Below are 15,795 nucleotides of genomic sequence, written 5' to 3'. Positions count from 1 at the left end.
TATGGATTTTTTTGATAGAGATATTTTCAAAGATTTTAACTTCCAAAAAGAAGAGCAAAATACAGAAAGTCAAATATGCAAGGCTGAGTTAGATATGGGAATCAAGTTCCCAGAAGAATTAAGAAGGATTTTGTTGTTATATAATGGCGGAAGTGGAGAAATTGGAGATTGTTATTTAGATTTATGGAGTTTGGAAGATATTGTGGATTTTTATCAAGAAAATATGGAAGCTGAAGAGAATAATTTGGTTCCATTTGCTTCAGATGGTTGTGGTATGGCGTTTGCTTTGAAGAAAGATTCTTCAGAAATTAGAGTTATTCCTATGGATTCTCTGGAATATAAATATTCTAAAGAATGCAGTAATAACTTTGATAAGTTTATTCATGATATGTATTCTGGTAATATATTTAAATACTAGAGTATAATAGAGTTATAAAAAAATATGAAAAACTGGAACACAGCCATTTTTGCTGTTGTGTTCCAGCTTTTTGAGTGAGAGTTAACAATTTATTTTAGAAGAGGTTTACTGACGTACTCTTTAGATTTCAGTAAAGAACAATATATTATAATTTATCAATATATTTTAACAGTTTCACACCATCCATAAAACCCTGCTGATAGAGAAAGGTTTCTTCCAAAGCGAATTGCCTTATTAGGAAATCGATGTGATTTTGAACCAGTTCTTTTTCCTTGCTTGGCAAATTTTCAATGAAGATTTCAGCATGAAGAATTTGCTTATATTCTTCCTCGGATTTGTTCGGCTGTTTTTGATGGAATATTTCAATTAGCATAGCGATACGTTCTTGGATAAACATATCCAGTAATTCCTGTTCGGTCATAATGTTTCCCTCCTTTGAGAACATACGATACCGGAATTGTTTCAGGAAGTCGATACCAGAAATCACTAATAATAAGTCTCGAAAATAGAAGAAATGAACAATAGGCATGATAGGTGGATGTTCAAGAGCACCTTTAAAACCTCTTAATAACGTGATTTATTGGTGCCGACAGCACCCTTGACAGCACAAAAGCCGATTTACAGCACCGTACACGCTTCTCTAAAACGCCCGCACTGCGGGTGTTTGTGGGCGGAAGGGGCCCTTTTAGGGCACCTTCCTTTATCCTGCATCATTTTCGACCCCATGGTTCACCCTTGTTTTAAGGCAAAAAATTGGCTGAGATTATTCATTACCAGATTATAAAAATGGTTGCAGATGTGCGACCTGGAGCATTGCGAAATTTGGCATATTTGCGCCCTTTTTCTGATAAAGCAACAGGAAGATGAACAGTCTGTAGCATTAATCTAAACATTTATCAGATAAAAAACGATCGTTTTCAAATATGCCCAACAAGGCTTAGTAATGCTTGAATGGCATACATGTTCTGCCATCAGTTTCAAAGGTCATACAGGGGTGATATTTTGCGACACAGGGCTAACAGGGAATGGGACATCAAATCTGCGTTGCCATTGGTTTGTGATACCTGCCTACCCCATGGTTCATGATGAACCATGGGATTTACAGGAAATTGGTTCTATGGTAAAATGGGGCTGCCGGGGGTTACAGGGGGTAAAAATTGCCCTTTTTGTAGCTCCCTTTTCCATTCTTTTTTCTGCTGTTTTTTCTTCTGAAAATAAAACCAGAAATGACTTGCAATCCATTTGATACAGAGTTAACATCAACAACCAATAAAAGAAATAACTTGTCCTTTCACCCATTGGTTTGTTGTAGATAGGCTGTCGAACCCTTGCGGACTCAAAAAGAGTTAACGCTGTCATCTGAGGTTGCCGGTACGGGAACTGATTGGTTGGAAACAAGATCAGGAGGGAGAGAATTGCAGAGAAGAGAAAATCTGCTTTATGTAGGGATTGACCTGCATAAGGAAACTCATACCGCAGTGATGGTAAACTGCTGGAATGAAAAGTTAGAGGTTGTTGTGATTGAAAACAAGCCCAGTGAATTTAAGAAACTGGCGGAAAAGGTGAACAGAAAGTCCAGTATTCTTGGACTTGAACCCATTTATGGATTGGAAAACGCTTACGGCTATGGCAGAAGTTTAGCTGTCTGGCTGATTGAAAATGGTTATATCGTAAAAGACATAAATCCTGCTCTGGCTTATGATCAGAGAAAAAGCGCACCCATGTACCGAAAAAATGATGAGTATGATGCGTATTGTGTGGCAACGGTTCTGATTAATCAGTTACATGCTTTGCCGGATGCAAAGCCGAAAGATAACGAATGGACACTGGCTCAACTGGTGAATCGAAGAGATTTATTGGTGAAAGATGGCATCCGTTTTAAGAATGGACTTCATGAGCAGATATCCATGGCATATCCCAGTTACAGTAAGTTTTTCAGCGAGATAGACGGGAAATGTGCCATGTATTTCTGGAAGACCTACCCGTCCCCTGTCCATTTGCAGGAAAAAACAGCAGAAGAACTAACAATGGAATTTAAAGAAATATCTCGTATTACCAAAAAAGATAAAGCAGAGTTGATTCTGGATTGTGTTCAGAATGATGGAAATACCTTTCGGGAATATCAGGAATCCAGAGATTTCATTACAACAAGTCTGGTAAGAGACTTGGAACATCAGAAAGAAGAATTGGCAGGGCTTGATAAAGAAATCGAAAAAATCCTGCTTAGTTTTGATTATAAACTGACCAGTATGCCTGGAATCGGAACTTCTATTGCCAGTAAGCTGATCGCAGAAATCGGAGATATCCGAAGATTTTCCAGTGCAGATAAGCTGGCAAGATTCGCTGGAGTGGCTCCTGTAAAGTTCAGTTCTGCTGGAAAAGGCAAGGAACAAAGCTCCAGACAGGGAAACCGCCAGTTGCATGGGCTGTTTTATTTCCTGGCGGTAACTATGGTGTCCAAGCCAAAGAACGGAATACCCAATCATCCGGTATTTTATGGCTATTATATGCGAAAAATCGGTGAAGGAAAGACAAAGTCTCAGGCACTGGTCTGCATCATGCGTCGATTGGTGAACATAGTGTATGGAATGATGAAAAATAAGACGGAATACCGGGAACCACTGCCAGAAAAAGAACAGTAATTTTTCTATTTAAAAACAGCACAAAGACGTGCTATAATTTTTTTAATAGAATAAAGATTTTTACCGTTTGTCGGATATCTCAGTACTCCACCTGAGGGTTCGGGGCAACCAGATTTATATCATTATACTACTAAAGAAGGTGCTGAAGCAATTCAAGCCAGTGGTGTTATTAGGCCAGATGATAGAGGTAGGGTATTTGTAACAACTGATCAAATCAGTGCTGGTGATGTCAATAATGAACTTTTGATGGGACAGAAGCCGAATGTTGGTACACATGTTGTGGAAATAACATTAAAGGATCAAAATGATTTTAAATTAGCCACAGATGGGGCTACACAACCAAATGAGCTGATATATCAAGGTGCAATTCGAAGTGGAAGAAATGCAACATTAAATGTAAAGGAGAATGATTTCTAATGGGTGATATTCAATTTGTTATACATGATTATTATGATATGCTAAATTTGCATAAAGCTCTTTTAGAGGCAAAATTTCATGAAAGTCCAGATAATGTATATGTTTCGGGTAGTCCTATCGTTGCGAAACTATATAATGAATTATTAGATAGACTAGCAGAATGCGAAGCGAAAAAAAAAGGTAAAGAAAACTGGACAGAATGGAGAAAAATAAAAAATCAGAATTTTTATAAAGAAAGAGCAATTGATAATATTATTCATTTTAGCCAATGGAGAACTTCAGATTGCCAGCAAAAAGTTGATTTAATTTATAATTATTTCAGTCCTTTTAACTATACAGAAGATGAATTATCTAATCTGATTTATGAAATTGATAACAAATTTTAGACTTCTCTAACCATATAAGAAATATAAAGCAAGTCGGCTTATAAGAGAGTTAATGTAATTTTCAATTAATACTTTTTTCTTGGCAAATTTTCGGTGAAAATCTCAGCATGTACTGGAGTCGTTCATAACCCCGTAACTCTTTTGCATAAATGAGCATTCCGTACAAGCGCGATCTCGGTCATGACCTCAATGCTAGGAAGCTGACCCTGATGAAAAAGTCCTCTCAGTCCGTATTACGGGCTGATGTAATCCAAGCCGGGGAAGTTTTTGCCCCCGGCTTTTACCCCATGGTTCACCTTTGCTTTAGGGCTAGAAATAGCGGAGATTTTCTGTTACAGGATTTTAAAATTGGTTGCAAATGCGTGACCTAGAACATTGGAAAAACTGACATATATGCGACATTTTTCTGATAAAGTAACGGGAAGACGAACAGGAGATAATAGCAATCCAAACATTTATCAGATAAAAAGGGAAAAGCTATCTTTTTCAAACTTGCCCAACAAGGCTTTTTATTGCCTGAATGGCATACATGCTCCACCATTGGTTTCAAAGGTCACACAGGAGCGATATTTCGCGACATAGGGCTAACTGGGAATAGGGATCGGTTTTTATAAAAAAATTTAAAAATTTATTATATTTTGAAACTTTTATTTTTGGGGAATGAGAAAGGTATTATATAATGATTTAGAAATTGAAAGGGAGGTGAATCGTGGTATAGAAGTATGCAACTCATTAATACCTATTTTAGAAGAATATGATTATTCAGATTATATTAATAAGCAAGATGAAGATATCATGGGTATAGCATATTCTTTAGTTAAAGAATAGTATTATTTTATTGGATTATTGTCATTACAAATGGACAATGATAAGTGTAAGCAAATGGGCCGTTTTTTATCAACGCCATGTAATTTAATTGATTCATATCCACATAATAAATATGTTGGGATTGGTAAAAATCAGGAAATTCAAGAACAAGTAAATAATGATATGGCATTACAACATGAGCTGGAAATTATAGATGCAGATTTATTGTTTGTATTGCATAATGGCAATTTAGAAAATATAGAAATTGCTGAAGAAAGAATAAATAAGTATATACAATATATATTTTGGGAGTAAGATAGTAAACGTTTACAAAATTTGGTTCCATTTGCTTCAGATGGCTGTGGTATGGCGTTTGCTTTAAAGGGAAGTTCTTCAGAAAATAGAGTTATTCATGATATGTATTTTGGTAATTTATTTGAATACTAGAGTATAATAGAATTATAGAATATTAAAGTTTTTAACCACTTTTGGAGGCTGAATTTTTATTCGTGTAAATTGAATTATCACTCAATGATTTTTTGCAGTATCATTTATTTACAGAATGTCGGAAAATAATTTTAAGAAAAGAATGAAGAGAGGAAAAGAAATGTTAAATTTTATAATGGCAATTGTAATGATTTTATTTGGAGGAAAACTGGTAATCACGCCAGTAAATCAGTTGGTACAGCAGTTTCCTAAAATGCCATCACCAATGGCAGCAAAGATTGTAGGAGGAATTGCAGCAATAATTGGTATAGGCATTTTTGTAGTACAAATTCTTATGTGGCTGGGGAAAATATAGGAGAAAAAATACATATTGGTATAAAGGTAAAAACGGAGACTGGTTAAAACCATCTCCGTTTTTGCCTGGAACGGGGAATCGGGTCGACTGGAAGTAAGTAGGCAAAATATACCAATGATGCCAATGGCAAAGGTAGGTGTGATTTATACAGATGGAAAACCGGCAACAATATTTCCTAATGCAATACAACCTGAAAATTAGTGAGGTAAAACAACATGGAAAAAGAAAAAGTAATAAATTTATTATGTGAGCGAGTATTGGTGGATGAAAATGACCCTGTGATTAATAGAATATGGGATGAAATGACTGTATTATTAAGCCAAAATTCTAATGAAACTATAAATTTCTTGAATGACTGTACAGAGGAACAGATATTTTATATAAGTGAAATTATTGAAGATATTTCACATAATCTAAAAAGCCAAGATTTTATCAATACTTTGTATGAGCTAAATACAAAATTTCCAAACTTACAGATGGAATGGGATATTGAAATAGCTAAGGAATTTATGGAGGAATAATACTCAATGAATGAAGAGGAATTTTATACGTTTCGTACGGAAATACGAAAGAATTTGGGAAGAATTTTTTTCTTTCCGGAAAATACCAATATTTATGTAGATAGTATTATACAACTCATTGAGAAAAATGAGGAAGTGTTTCAAGTTTATATTAAAAACTGTACTAAAAATGAAAAAACTATTCTAACTAAAGTACTGAACTACCTAAAAGAGACAAAAAAGAATAAGTATATAGAAAATTTATTTGAGGAGAATTTGTAAAATAATCAAATGGACTTGTGTTTACATTATTGAAACAAGTCCATGTGTTATCAAATTATCTAATTCATCAATTTATTCTCTCATAAAGTATAGTTATTTACTATTAGAAAAAAAACAATCAGGACTTGCTTTAAATGGAGCAGAAGTATTCTTGTGTTTTCTTGCCTTTACTAGCATAATCGTTTAAAATAGTATCTACAAACGATAGAAGGAGCAGACTACATGAGATACTACAGACAAACTGGCTTGCTGATGATTGCCAGTCTCCTGCTGATGACAGGATGCGGCATTTCTGGTGAGGAAAAATTTGAGCTTAACAAGTATCTGGAATCACGATTCGATTCCAAAGATTTTAAAATTGAGAAAGTGAAAAACGGTGATACGGTCTATTATAAAGCTATATCCAACGCATATCCGGATTTTCCCTTTACCATCGAAGAGGGCTCATCAGAAGAAATTAATGGACGCAAGTATCATGATGACTTTGCTTCCCAGATGCTTTATACACATGCCGATCAACTGGGTCTCGCTTATGAAAAAGGAAACGAAGGATACGACATGGTTATTACTTATCCGGACTACGAGTCCCTTGATGAAATTGCTGATGAAATAGAGACATTGGTTCTTGATTGTGAAAACAGCCATGCTTTTAATGAATTAAGCGCTGACTGCCTGCTGAAGATCAAACCGGAATATGAGATGAATTCTTTATTTCCAGCTTATGAAATAAGGATTCCTACCCGATGGAACTATGGCAAGGATACTCTGTTTACAGTAACGTCATCATGTTTGAACCCTGGTGAACTTAAGGTCAAACTAAAACAATACCATATTTACAGTGCCCTTAATTATTCGATAACAGAAGACATCCATTCTTTTTCCGCCTCCGATTTAGAACTGTTAAGCAGCATCTGCACTGGCGCCATGGGAACAGCAAACGATGGCAATGTCACCATCTACGAATGGGTTGACTCCGCCAATAACCAGCTTTCTTTTGGTTCTATCTATCAGATACTCAATGCAGAAGGAATGGTAACAGAAACATCTGCAGACTGTTTTACTGCCTCCGGAAATGGTGTAACTGTACAATTTACCAGAGACTTTACTAAGGACGGGGTCCTTGTCGCCGTCAATTTCCTGGAAAATGAAGAAGGTTCTGATACTTCAGAATATGAAGATCCGCAATCCCTTATCCCCTATATGACCGGCAAAAAATTCACCTATTCCACGCCTGAAAAAATTGCCGAACAAGCAGAAGCTGAACGTCAGAAGCGACTGCCTATCATACAGGCTGCATTTGCAGATAAGGTAAAAACCGGCCAGCTCACCACCATGGGTGGACTGGAAATCACTTGCCTGGGTACCCAGCTTAGTGAACAGTTAATTATTGATTCCTACACCATAAATGCTAAGGAAGGAAACACCTGGGTGATTGTTAGTCTGCGGATTAATAACACCGGCAATTCGGATGTCTATCTGGCTAAATGGTTTGCAACAGGCTCTGAAAATGAATTGTCTGCCTTTGTAGCCGACGAAGACGCAAACCTTTATCGCTTTACCACCTATGGTTTTGGGGAGATGAAAGACCTGTACACTATGGATCTGAAAGCAGGTAAGTCGGCAGAAGGTATGATATACCTGGAGATCTCACGGGAAATTGCGAAAGACAAGCCTTTGATCTTAATTACCACTCGGGGAAATGATCTTGTTTCCTTTGAACTCCCTATCAACTAAACCAAAATCGAGGAGGTGGATTTCTATATTTGAAGCTGCTGTCAACATCTAAGAATTTCTTGGAGAAATGTTGACAGCAGCTTCGTTTTAATATTCGAACCACTTGTTTTTCAAATTTGGGCAATCAAATTAATATTCCCTTTCATTATAAATATTTTCTGATTATATAACTTCATGTTTACAATAAGACCTCATAGAAAGAAGTGAAAATAGTAAAAATTCAATGATAGCAACAAAAAATATAATAGAAGGTGACCAAATACTAATTCCACTAATACGTAAAAAGTTCAAGTTAACCAATTGGTATAATGAACTATTTCTTAATCCAATTCCTGAAGATGGTAACATATACACCATCGGAACTAAATACCATTGCAGTAAAGACATGGTTAATTGATCCGGATGGTGCAAGACCTGGTGCAATAGATCATAAAATGGAAAAGAGGTTAATACTTATGCAAGTTTCATTTATTGGAATTACGTAAAAAAGATGAAGAGAAAGATAAGCACAGATATATCTGGATTCCAAACCAAAACAGTAATTCTAATTCTGGCAGTAATGATAAGAAGAATGATAACGTGATACAATTTCCTGATGTCAAAGGAGAAGATGTAGCGGCAGCAGCAATTATTGGCGGGGTGGCATATGGAATACGGTGGTTAGTTAAGGCTGGAGTAACATTCTCTACAGGTATTCCTGCGTTGGCCTGTCCGTTTTAAAGGAAGATTATTGTGCGGAAAGGAAAAATAATTAAATAAATTATTGGGAAAGTATTGGAATCAGATGGATTTGTGTACGATAAAGAGATAAAAGACTTGGGGTTTATAAAAGAGTTTAAAAATAGTAAAGGAGAGATAGCAAGACAAACAGTTGTATTTTCTATCAGCAGATTTGAAAAAATATTACTCTTAGTCATTAACTGTTTTTCAGGAGGGGTTTATAGCTATGGACTTAAGTGGCTTGTGCTAGGGGACCAATACGGTGGAATTAAATACTCTACAGATGAAGAATTCAAGCATGCAGTTGAAACTTATGCAGATATATTAAAAAAAATGGTTTGGATTTTTTAAAGGAAATAGCAGAGCCAAAGCGAAGTGATTATTTCAGATAGGAAGATTATTATAAGTTATTTCATGGATATGAGTTTTTAGCTCAAAAGTTTATAACAGCACAACGGATAGATATAAAATGTATCACAATAGAAGATGCGGTAAAGTTAATGAAAGATATGGTGTCAGAGAAACGGGCAAAACCATTTGAAAATTGCCGGGAGCTTTTTTTAGAATTAGCGGCATTTTATGGAGGTGTGGTAAGAACAACCTATCCATGTAAGTGGGTAATGGATGATTTTAAGACTCATGCTGTTTGCACACTTGAAATTGAATCTAAAATAACACAATCATTATTTGTAACTAAAGAGATTCACTTTGCATGGAAAAAGGGTGTGGATAGGCTGGATTCCTTGATAATTTGATAGCTGCGATAGTAGTTATTACTTAATGACTCTTGAGTTTGCATTGCTGATAAGCTGGCAAAGCACTTTTAGAAATGCTTCAAGAACAAAATCCGCAGATTGATACTAAAAATTGCAGTGTCATTCAGGAAAAGGAATATAACAAATACTGCAAAACGATGATTCCCTCTCATTCATAGTAATAACTAAATATACATAATCCTGATGCAGAAGAGCTAATAACAGCTTCAATCCGTAAAATAAAGGCAACAAATAATAATGAATAAAGAATGACTACATATATCTCATTGCAGGCATATGTAGTCATTTAAAATTTGGACTGTACCCATGTATATGAAAAAATTTAAAAGAAGAAATCCCAGGATGCTTCTTTCATCTGATCAGCGATTATTTACATAATAATGCCTGATTAAAATAACACCGATCACATCTGCCAGAGCCCACCCAATAGGAATTGCCCACCATATCCCAACAATTCCGATCCAGTTTACAGCGGATAGCATATAAGCCAGGATAACTCTGGTGCCAAGGCTTACAACGGTAAGTATAATGGATACCCCCGGCTTTCCGATCCCCCGGAACAGTCCATAAAACATGAACAAATACCCGATCAGGCAATAAAAGCCAGCTACAATAGAAAGGTATTGTACACCAATCCTCAATATTTCTGTTTCATTTTTATTAATAAAGATATACATCAAAGGCTTTGTTGACAATAATATTAAGACGGAAATCATAACGCAGTAAATAGTTATAATTTTAACTGCGGAGTGTATTCCGGTGTAAATACGCTTTTGCTTTCCTGCCCCCATATTTTGTGCGATAAAGGTAGAAAAGGCATTGCCAAAATCCTGAACCGGCATATAAGCAAAGCTTTCAATTTTAACGACTGCTGCAAAAGCTGCCATTGCAGAAACACCGAAGCTGTTCACCAAGCCCTGTATCATCAAAATTCCAAAATTCATAACTGAATACTGGATGCTGGAGAGTATGGAGAAATTGGATATTTTCTTTATAATATTTTTATTAAAATATAAATGCTCCCGTTTAAGACGGATCAGAGGAATACGCAGCATACAAAAAAGAGCAATGCCAATGGCTGAAAACCCCTGTGCAATAATTGTAGCATAGGCAGCACCGGCGATCCCCATCTGGAGAGGAACAACAAATATAATATCCAGCACAATATTAATAACAGCAGATAGGATAAGAAAGATAAGCGGCACTACTGAATTACCTATGCTCCGCATAGCAGCACTAAAGTAATTATAAATATATGTAAAGCTGATCCCATAAAAAACAATCTTCAGGTAAGTTTTTGCGTCCAAGAAAATTTCCGCGGGAATATTGATAAAAGCCAAAATTTCATCAATAAAAATGATGGAGCAAACATTGATAACAACGGTCACGATTCCAATGAAAATAAAAGCTGTAAAAAAACAGTTTTTTAATTTATCAATTTCCTTTGCACCAAAAATCAGAGAAAATACCACGCTGCTGCCCATGCAGAATCCAATGATGATAGAGGTCAATAAAACCATAACGGAAAACGAACTTCCTACTGCAGCAAGAGCATTGGAGCCAATAAATTTTCCCACAATCACTGTATCTGCAACATTATATAATTGCTGAAATACGTTTCCTATGATCATAGGAATGGCGAAATTTATCATGGCCTTTGTTTCATTGCCGTTGATCAGATCTCTTGTAGTATTCATGCTTATCCATAAAATCCTTTCAATTTGTTAATTACGGCAGGGAAAATCAGTTTGTGAACAATTTTAAAACTTCATTGTGTCATGTAACCCTTTATTTATGCAATGCATAAAGGGTATCATTAGAACATCCTTTTGTCAATAAGTAAGGAAATAGCCATAGTTGGTAAAAAGGAGCCGTCAAAACGGGAACATTAAGACTGGTGTACTCCCTGTCAAGAGGACAGTAAATAATTAAATGATTTTTGTACCGTCAGTCATTTTGACTGGCGGTACTTTTATGCCGTTAATAAATATTTCTGATGATACTCCATTGGTGACATTACGGATAGTTTTCTCTGTATTCTTTGGTTGTTATAATAATCAATATATTTCGAGATGCTTGAATATTGCTAATGTTCATATATTTTATTATAATAATTCCTAACAAATTTATAACGAAAAGAAAATTAAAAAAATTGTTGAAAATTACAATAAATTAATGTATAATCTGCATGTAATTATAAAGTATTACAATAAAATGAAAGGGGTTCAAGGAAAAACGATTTATTCAATAGTAATAATTACCTAAAAAACGAATCAGGGGGAAATGTGAAATGAAAAAAGGCCTAAAAAAAACTGCAACTATTATTTTATTGGTATTTTCCGTGATACTAACAAATTTTTCAATGATTGTAAGAGCGGATGAACCAAAGGCACAAGAAATACAGAAGGTGAAAGAATCTACTGTTAACGAAGTAGAAGGCACAGATGAGACAATAAAAATACCTACATTAGAAGACATAGACAGTTTAATAGATTCGGCAGAAGAAGTTAAAAGTGAAGAAGATATAAATAAATTGCCTCCATTGAAGTTTCCGGTAGAATTTCCAGAAGTTACCACCAGGAGTTTTATAGGGGGAAATGATTATCCAATTATTTTAGTTCATGGCTTTATGGGCTTTGGAAGGGATGAATTATTAGGATATAAATATTGGGGCGGAGTAGTTGATCTTCAAGAAAAATTAAATGCCTCAGGATATGAGACTTATACAGCAACAGTAGGTCCGGTATCCAGTAACTGGGATAGAGCTTGTGAACTTTACGCTTATATAGCAGGTGGAACTGTAGATTATGGAGAAGCTCATGCAAAAAAATTTAAACATAATAGATATGGAAGGACATTTCCAGGTATATATAAAAATATAAGCGATGAAAATAAAATACATTTAATAGGTCATAGTATGGGAGGGCAAACCATACGTACACTTACACAGTTGTTAAGTGAAGGAAGCGAAGAGGAAATAAATTGCGGACAAGAAAATATTTCACCATTATTTGAAGGCGGAAAGCATTGGATTCATAGTGTTAGTACCATATCAACACCTAATGATGGTACAACTTTATCAGATCTAATGCCATCAAAAGATTTAATAAGTTATACATTTGGTGTATTAGGAACAATAACTGGTAAAAACAACTTATTTAGCGCAACATACGATTTAAAATTAGATCAATGGGGATTAAAAAAGCAAAATGGAGAATCTCAACGTGATTATATTAAAAAGGTTTTAGAAAGCAATATCTGGAATGGTACAAAGGATATATCAACTTATGATTTATCCACAGAAGGTGCACAAGAGCTTAATACATGGGTAAAAGCTCAACCAGATGTATATTATTTTTCTTGGACAACCCAGGCAACTACAGAATCTATTCTTACAGGTCATTCTATAGCACAAATTGGCCCAATGAATCCTGTATTTTACCCAACAGCAAACTTAATGGGAAAGTATTCACGCAATCAAAAAGGTCTTCCTATCATTGACAAAAGGTGGTTCCCAAATGATGGGATTGTAAATTGTATTAGTCAAGATGGACCTAAGCTGGGGTCCAATGATGTTATTGAACAATACAATGGCGGAGTTAAAATAGGGCAATGGAATGCAATGCCCAGAATCATAAATACAGATCATATGGACATAGTAGGCACATTTGGTAATGTTAAAGACTGGTATATCGATTATGCAAGATTTTTAAGCAATTTGTCAAGCTAATTAAATGAAATAATAAGATAAAACCAGCTTACCATATTTACGATAAGTATGATGTTACCGCATATGAAGTAATTCCAGTAAAAAATACAAGGTGTCTTTTATGAGAAACATGTACCTAAACGGTTTGTGATGTTACTGGATGAGCCGTCTCTGTTTTCTTGCCCTCTTTTTTGTATTATAATTTTCTTGTAAAAAGGAGGGCTTTATATGAACAAAAAAATTAAAATTGTAACCATTGGAGGAGGTTCCAGTTACACTCCTGAATTAATGGAAGGGTTTATTAAGAGAAAAGACCACCTTCCCATAAAAGAAATTTGGCTGGTAGATATTGAAGCAGGAAAAGAAAAACTTGAGATCGTCGGCAATTTGGCAAAGCGAATGGTGAAGGCAGCAGGACTTGACTGGGAGGTCCATCTGACATTAGACCGGCGGGAAGCTCTTAAAGATGCTGATTTTGTCACTACTCAGTTCCGCGTCGGCCTGTTGGACGCACGAATTAAGGATGAAAGAATCCCATTGTCCCACGGAATTCTGGGCCAGGAAACCAATGGTGCCGGAGGCATGTTCAAGGCATTTCGTACCATTCCGGTTATTTTAGATATTGTAAAGGACATGAAAGAGCTGTGTCCTGATGCGTGGCTTGTTAATTTTACCAATCCATCCGGCATGGTAACGGAAGCTGTTATGCGCTATGGCAACTGGAATAAGGTAGTAGGTCTGTGTAATGTTCCCATTCTTTGCAGAAAGATTGCAGCAGGAGCTTTAAAGGAGAACGAGGAGGATCTGTTCTTTCGTTTTGGAGGCCTGAATCATTTTCACTGGCACAGGGTATGGGACAAAACCGGCGGAGAAAAGACCAAAGACGTACTTGAAACAGCTTATACCAGTGTTGAAAATATGAAAAATGCGCTGAAAAGCTTTACAAGCGCAAATTCAGGTGTGCAAAATATCCCCAATATCTCGTTTTTGCCGGAACAGATTTTAAATCTGGGAATTATCCCCTGCATGTACCACAGATATTATTATATTACAGATGACATGCTTCAGGAAGAATTGGAAGCCTTTGCAAAAGGCGAGACCCGTGCCGAACTGGTAAAACGTACAGAAGCCGAATTATTTGAACTGTATAAAGATCCTCATCTGAGCGTTAAACCGCCTCAATTAGAAAAGCGGGGCGGAGCTTTCTATTCTGATGCAGCCTGCGAGTTAATTAATTCCATTTATAATGACAAGCGTACCCATATGGTAGTCAGCACGAGAAATAATGGAGCCATCTCAGATTTGCCCGATGATGTGGTAGTGGAAGTAAGCAGCATCATAACATCAGGCGGTCCGGTTCCGATTTCCTGGGGATCCTTTGAACCTTCCAGCAGAGGTCTGCTGCAGTTAATGAAAGACATGGAGTTAACTACCATTAAAGCAGCGGTAACCGGAGATTACGGAACTGCCCAGCAGGCATTTACCATAAATCCTCTGGTTCCCAGCGGCAAAATTGCTAAGACGGTGCTGGATGAATTGCTAATCGCTCATAAGGAACATTTACCACAGTTTAAAGAGACGATTGATGGTTTGGAAGCTAAGAACAGCTAAATTATCATATTTTTATTACTTTTCTGCTGGGAAAGGAGCCGTTGTATGCTGATATAAAAGTCAGCTTCAATGGCTCTTTTTTGTTGGTTAAGGAATTCCTGTTCATTGAAAATGCCCCCCTTTTATGTTAAAATAAAAAAGACAACCTGCAGCGGTAAATTGGAATATCAGATCTTGATTAATAAATATAAAAGGCGGTAGCGGAATATGATGATGTTTTCCAATCAGGTATTGAACCAGTTTAGTGAACTTGATTATGAGGTTTATAATTTTATATTGAAAAACAGTGAAAAGATTCCTTATATGACCATTCGGGAATTTGCCAATGAGGCCCATGTTTCCACAACGACCATAGCCCGGTTCTGCAGGAAAGTAAACTGCAATGGATTTTCCGAGTTTAAGATCAGGTTTAAGATGGAGCAGGAGAGTACAAAAACAATCCGGCAGGGGTTTGATTCCAGCTCAATCCTGGATTTTTTTCAAAAGATCGAGACAGAGTCCTTTCATGAACAGCTTAAATCTATCGCCAATATTATAGCAGAAAAGAAACAGATTATTTTTCTTGGAATAGGCAATTCGGGAATTATTGCCGAGTATGCAAGCCGGTATTTCTGTAATATCGGGATTTTTGCCACAGGGATCAATAATCCCATGTTTCCGATCAGTCTGGAATTTCCGGAAGAAAGTATTATTATCATTCTTTCTGTGGAGGGAGAAACGGACATACTTATTGAGAATTCAGAGATCATCAGACAGTGCAATAGTACGGTGGTGTCCATTACCAACCGTAAAAACAGTACTCTGGCCAGGATTTCTGATTACAATATCTCTTATTATATCCAGGGGGAACGGATGGATTATAAAAAGATGAAGGTGGATATAACCTCTCAGATACCGGCAGTTTATATTGTGGAAGCGCTGGCTAAGTTAACGGTGCAGAGAAAACAGGGTTGAATAGAGAAAAGGAAAGGGATTTGCTTGGATATCACCG

General features: G+C 36.2%; 19 protein-coding genes. 16 read left to right on the top strand and 3 right to left on the bottom strand.

The features are described from left to right. The first annotated feature begins 1 nt into the window (after position 1). Positions 2 to 418: an SMI1/KNR4 family protein gene (locus ABFV83_RS11060; protein WP_349943821.1), complete on the top strand. Its 417-nt coding sequence runs from the start codon at positions 2 to 4 to the stop codon at positions 416 to 418. Between the two features lie 145 nt (positions 419 to 563). Here the strand turns inward: ABFV83_RS11060 and ABFV83_RS11055 are convergent, their stop codons facing one another. Then, positions 564 to 839, bottom strand: coding sequence for a hypothetical protein (locus ABFV83_RS11055; RefSeq protein ID WP_349943820.1), 276 nt, complete (start codon positions 837 to 839; stop codon positions 564 to 566). A gap of 994 nt (positions 840 to 1,833) precedes the next feature. Between ABFV83_RS11055 and ABFV83_RS11050 the strand changes: the two genes are divergently transcribed. The 12 genes from ABFV83_RS11050 to ABFV83_RS10995 all read left to right on the top strand — a co-directional run bounded on the left by ABFV83_RS11050 (position 1,834) and on the right by ABFV83_RS10995 (position 9,463). Continuing rightward, complete coding sequence (locus ABFV83_RS11050; protein WP_349943819.1) at positions 1,834 to 3,060, top strand: IS110 family transposase; 1,227 nt, start codon at positions 1,834 to 1,836, stop codon at positions 3,058 to 3,060. A 246-nt stretch (positions 3,061 to 3,306) separates the two neighbouring features. Continuing rightward, positions 3,307 to 3,477 carry a hypothetical protein gene (locus tag ABFV83_RS11045; protein ID WP_349943818.1) on the top strand — a complete coding sequence of 57 codons (171 nt, stop codon included), beginning with the start codon at positions 3,307 to 3,309 and terminating at the stop codon, positions 3,475 to 3,477. Further along, positions 3,477 to 3,863 carry a hypothetical protein gene (locus ABFV83_RS11040; RefSeq protein WP_349943816.1) on the top strand — a complete coding sequence of 129 codons (387 nt, stop codon included), beginning with the start codon at positions 3,477 to 3,479 and terminating at the stop codon, positions 3,861 to 3,863. Before ABFV83_RS11045 ends, ABFV83_RS11040 begins: the two co-directional genes overlap by 1 nt. A gap of 660 nt (positions 3,864 to 4,523) precedes the next feature. Next, the gene (locus tag ABFV83_RS11035; protein WP_349943815.1) at positions 4,524 to 4,691 is read left to right on the top strand and encodes a hypothetical protein; all 168 of its coding nucleotides are present in this window, start codon (positions 4,524 to 4,526) and stop codon (positions 4,689 to 4,691) included. Positions 4,692 to 4,721: 30 nt separating this feature from the next. Further along, positions 4,722 to 4,985, top strand: coding sequence for a hypothetical protein (locus tag ABFV83_RS11030; protein ID WP_349943813.1), 264 nt, complete (start codon positions 4,722 to 4,724; stop codon positions 4,983 to 4,985). A gap of 292 nt (positions 4,986 to 5,277) precedes the next feature. Continuing rightward, complete coding sequence (locus ABFV83_RS11025) at positions 5,278 to 5,472, top strand: hypothetical protein (RefSeq protein ID WP_349943811.1); 195 nt, start codon at positions 5,278 to 5,280, stop codon at positions 5,470 to 5,472. A 215-nt stretch (positions 5,473 to 5,687) separates the two neighbouring features. Further along, positions 5,688 to 5,993, top strand: coding sequence for a hypothetical protein (locus tag ABFV83_RS11020; RefSeq protein ID WP_349943809.1), 306 nt, complete (start codon positions 5,688 to 5,690; stop codon positions 5,991 to 5,993). 6 nt (positions 5,994 to 5,999) lie between these two features. Beyond that, the gene (locus ABFV83_RS11015; RefSeq protein WP_349943808.1) at positions 6,000 to 6,254 is read left to right on the top strand and encodes a hypothetical protein; all 255 of its coding nucleotides are present in this window, start codon (positions 6,000 to 6,002) and stop codon (positions 6,252 to 6,254) included. Positions 6,255 to 6,476: 222 nt separating this feature from the next. Next, positions 6,477 to 7,988, top strand: coding sequence for a hypothetical protein (locus tag ABFV83_RS11010; protein WP_349943806.1), 1,512 nt, complete (start codon positions 6,477 to 6,479; stop codon positions 7,986 to 7,988). Positions 7,989 to 8,459: 471 nt separating this feature from the next. Further along, entirely contained in the window at positions 8,460 to 8,708 is a 249-nt protein-coding gene (locus ABFV83_RS11005) for a hypothetical protein (RefSeq protein ID WP_349943804.1), read from the top strand. 72 nt (positions 8,709 to 8,780) lie between these two features. Further along, positions 8,781 to 9,059, top strand: coding sequence for a hypothetical protein (locus ABFV83_RS11000; RefSeq protein WP_349943802.1), 279 nt, complete (start codon positions 8,781 to 8,783; stop codon positions 9,057 to 9,059). Between the two features lie 149 nt (positions 9,060 to 9,208). Next, complete coding sequence (locus ABFV83_RS10995) at positions 9,209 to 9,463, top strand: hypothetical protein (protein WP_349943800.1); 255 nt, start codon at positions 9,209 to 9,211, stop codon at positions 9,461 to 9,463. Between the two features lie 380 nt (positions 9,464 to 9,843). Here the strand turns inward: ABFV83_RS10995 and ABFV83_RS10990 are convergent, their stop codons facing one another. After that, complete coding sequence (locus ABFV83_RS10990; RefSeq protein WP_349943799.1) at positions 9,844 to 11,181, bottom strand: MATE family efflux transporter; 1,338 nt, start codon at positions 11,179 to 11,181, stop codon at positions 9,844 to 9,846. A 275-nt stretch (positions 11,182 to 11,456) separates the two neighbouring features. Next, positions 11,457 to 11,558, bottom strand: a complete 102-nt coding sequence (locus ABFV83_RS10985; RefSeq protein ID WP_349948912.1) for an IS3 family transposase — start codon at positions 11,556 to 11,558, stop codon at positions 11,457 to 11,459. 216 nt (positions 11,559 to 11,774) lie between these two features. Here ABFV83_RS10985 and ABFV83_RS10980 point away from each other — a divergent pair, with 216 nt between their 5' ends. The 3 genes from ABFV83_RS10980 (at position 11,775) to ABFV83_RS10970 (ending at position 15,758) form a co-directional block, all read left to right on the top strand. Further along, positions 11,775 to 13,214 (top strand): lipase, encoded by a 1,440-nt coding sequence (locus ABFV83_RS10980; RefSeq protein ID WP_349943797.1) that lies wholly within the window; start codon positions 11,775 to 11,777, stop codon positions 13,212 to 13,214. 207 nt (positions 13,215 to 13,421) lie between these two features. Next, complete coding sequence (locus ABFV83_RS10975; RefSeq protein WP_349943795.1) at positions 13,422 to 14,804, top strand: 6-phospho-beta-glucosidase; 1,383 nt, start codon at positions 13,422 to 13,424, stop codon at positions 14,802 to 14,804. 207 nt (positions 14,805 to 15,011) lie between these two features. Next, entirely contained in the window at positions 15,012 to 15,758 is a 747-nt protein-coding gene (locus tag ABFV83_RS10970) for a MurR/RpiR family transcriptional regulator (protein ID WP_349943793.1), read from the top strand. The last annotated feature ends 37 nt before the right edge of the window (positions 15,759 to 15,795 follow it).

The sequence above is a fragment of the Lacrimispora sp. BS-2 genome (genome assembly GCF_040207125.1).
Lineage (GTDB): Bacteria > Bacillota > Clostridia > Lachnospirales > Lachnospiraceae > Lacrimispora.
Note: the sequence above shows the minus strand (reverse complement) of the source record. Positions and strands in the feature narration are given on the sequence as shown.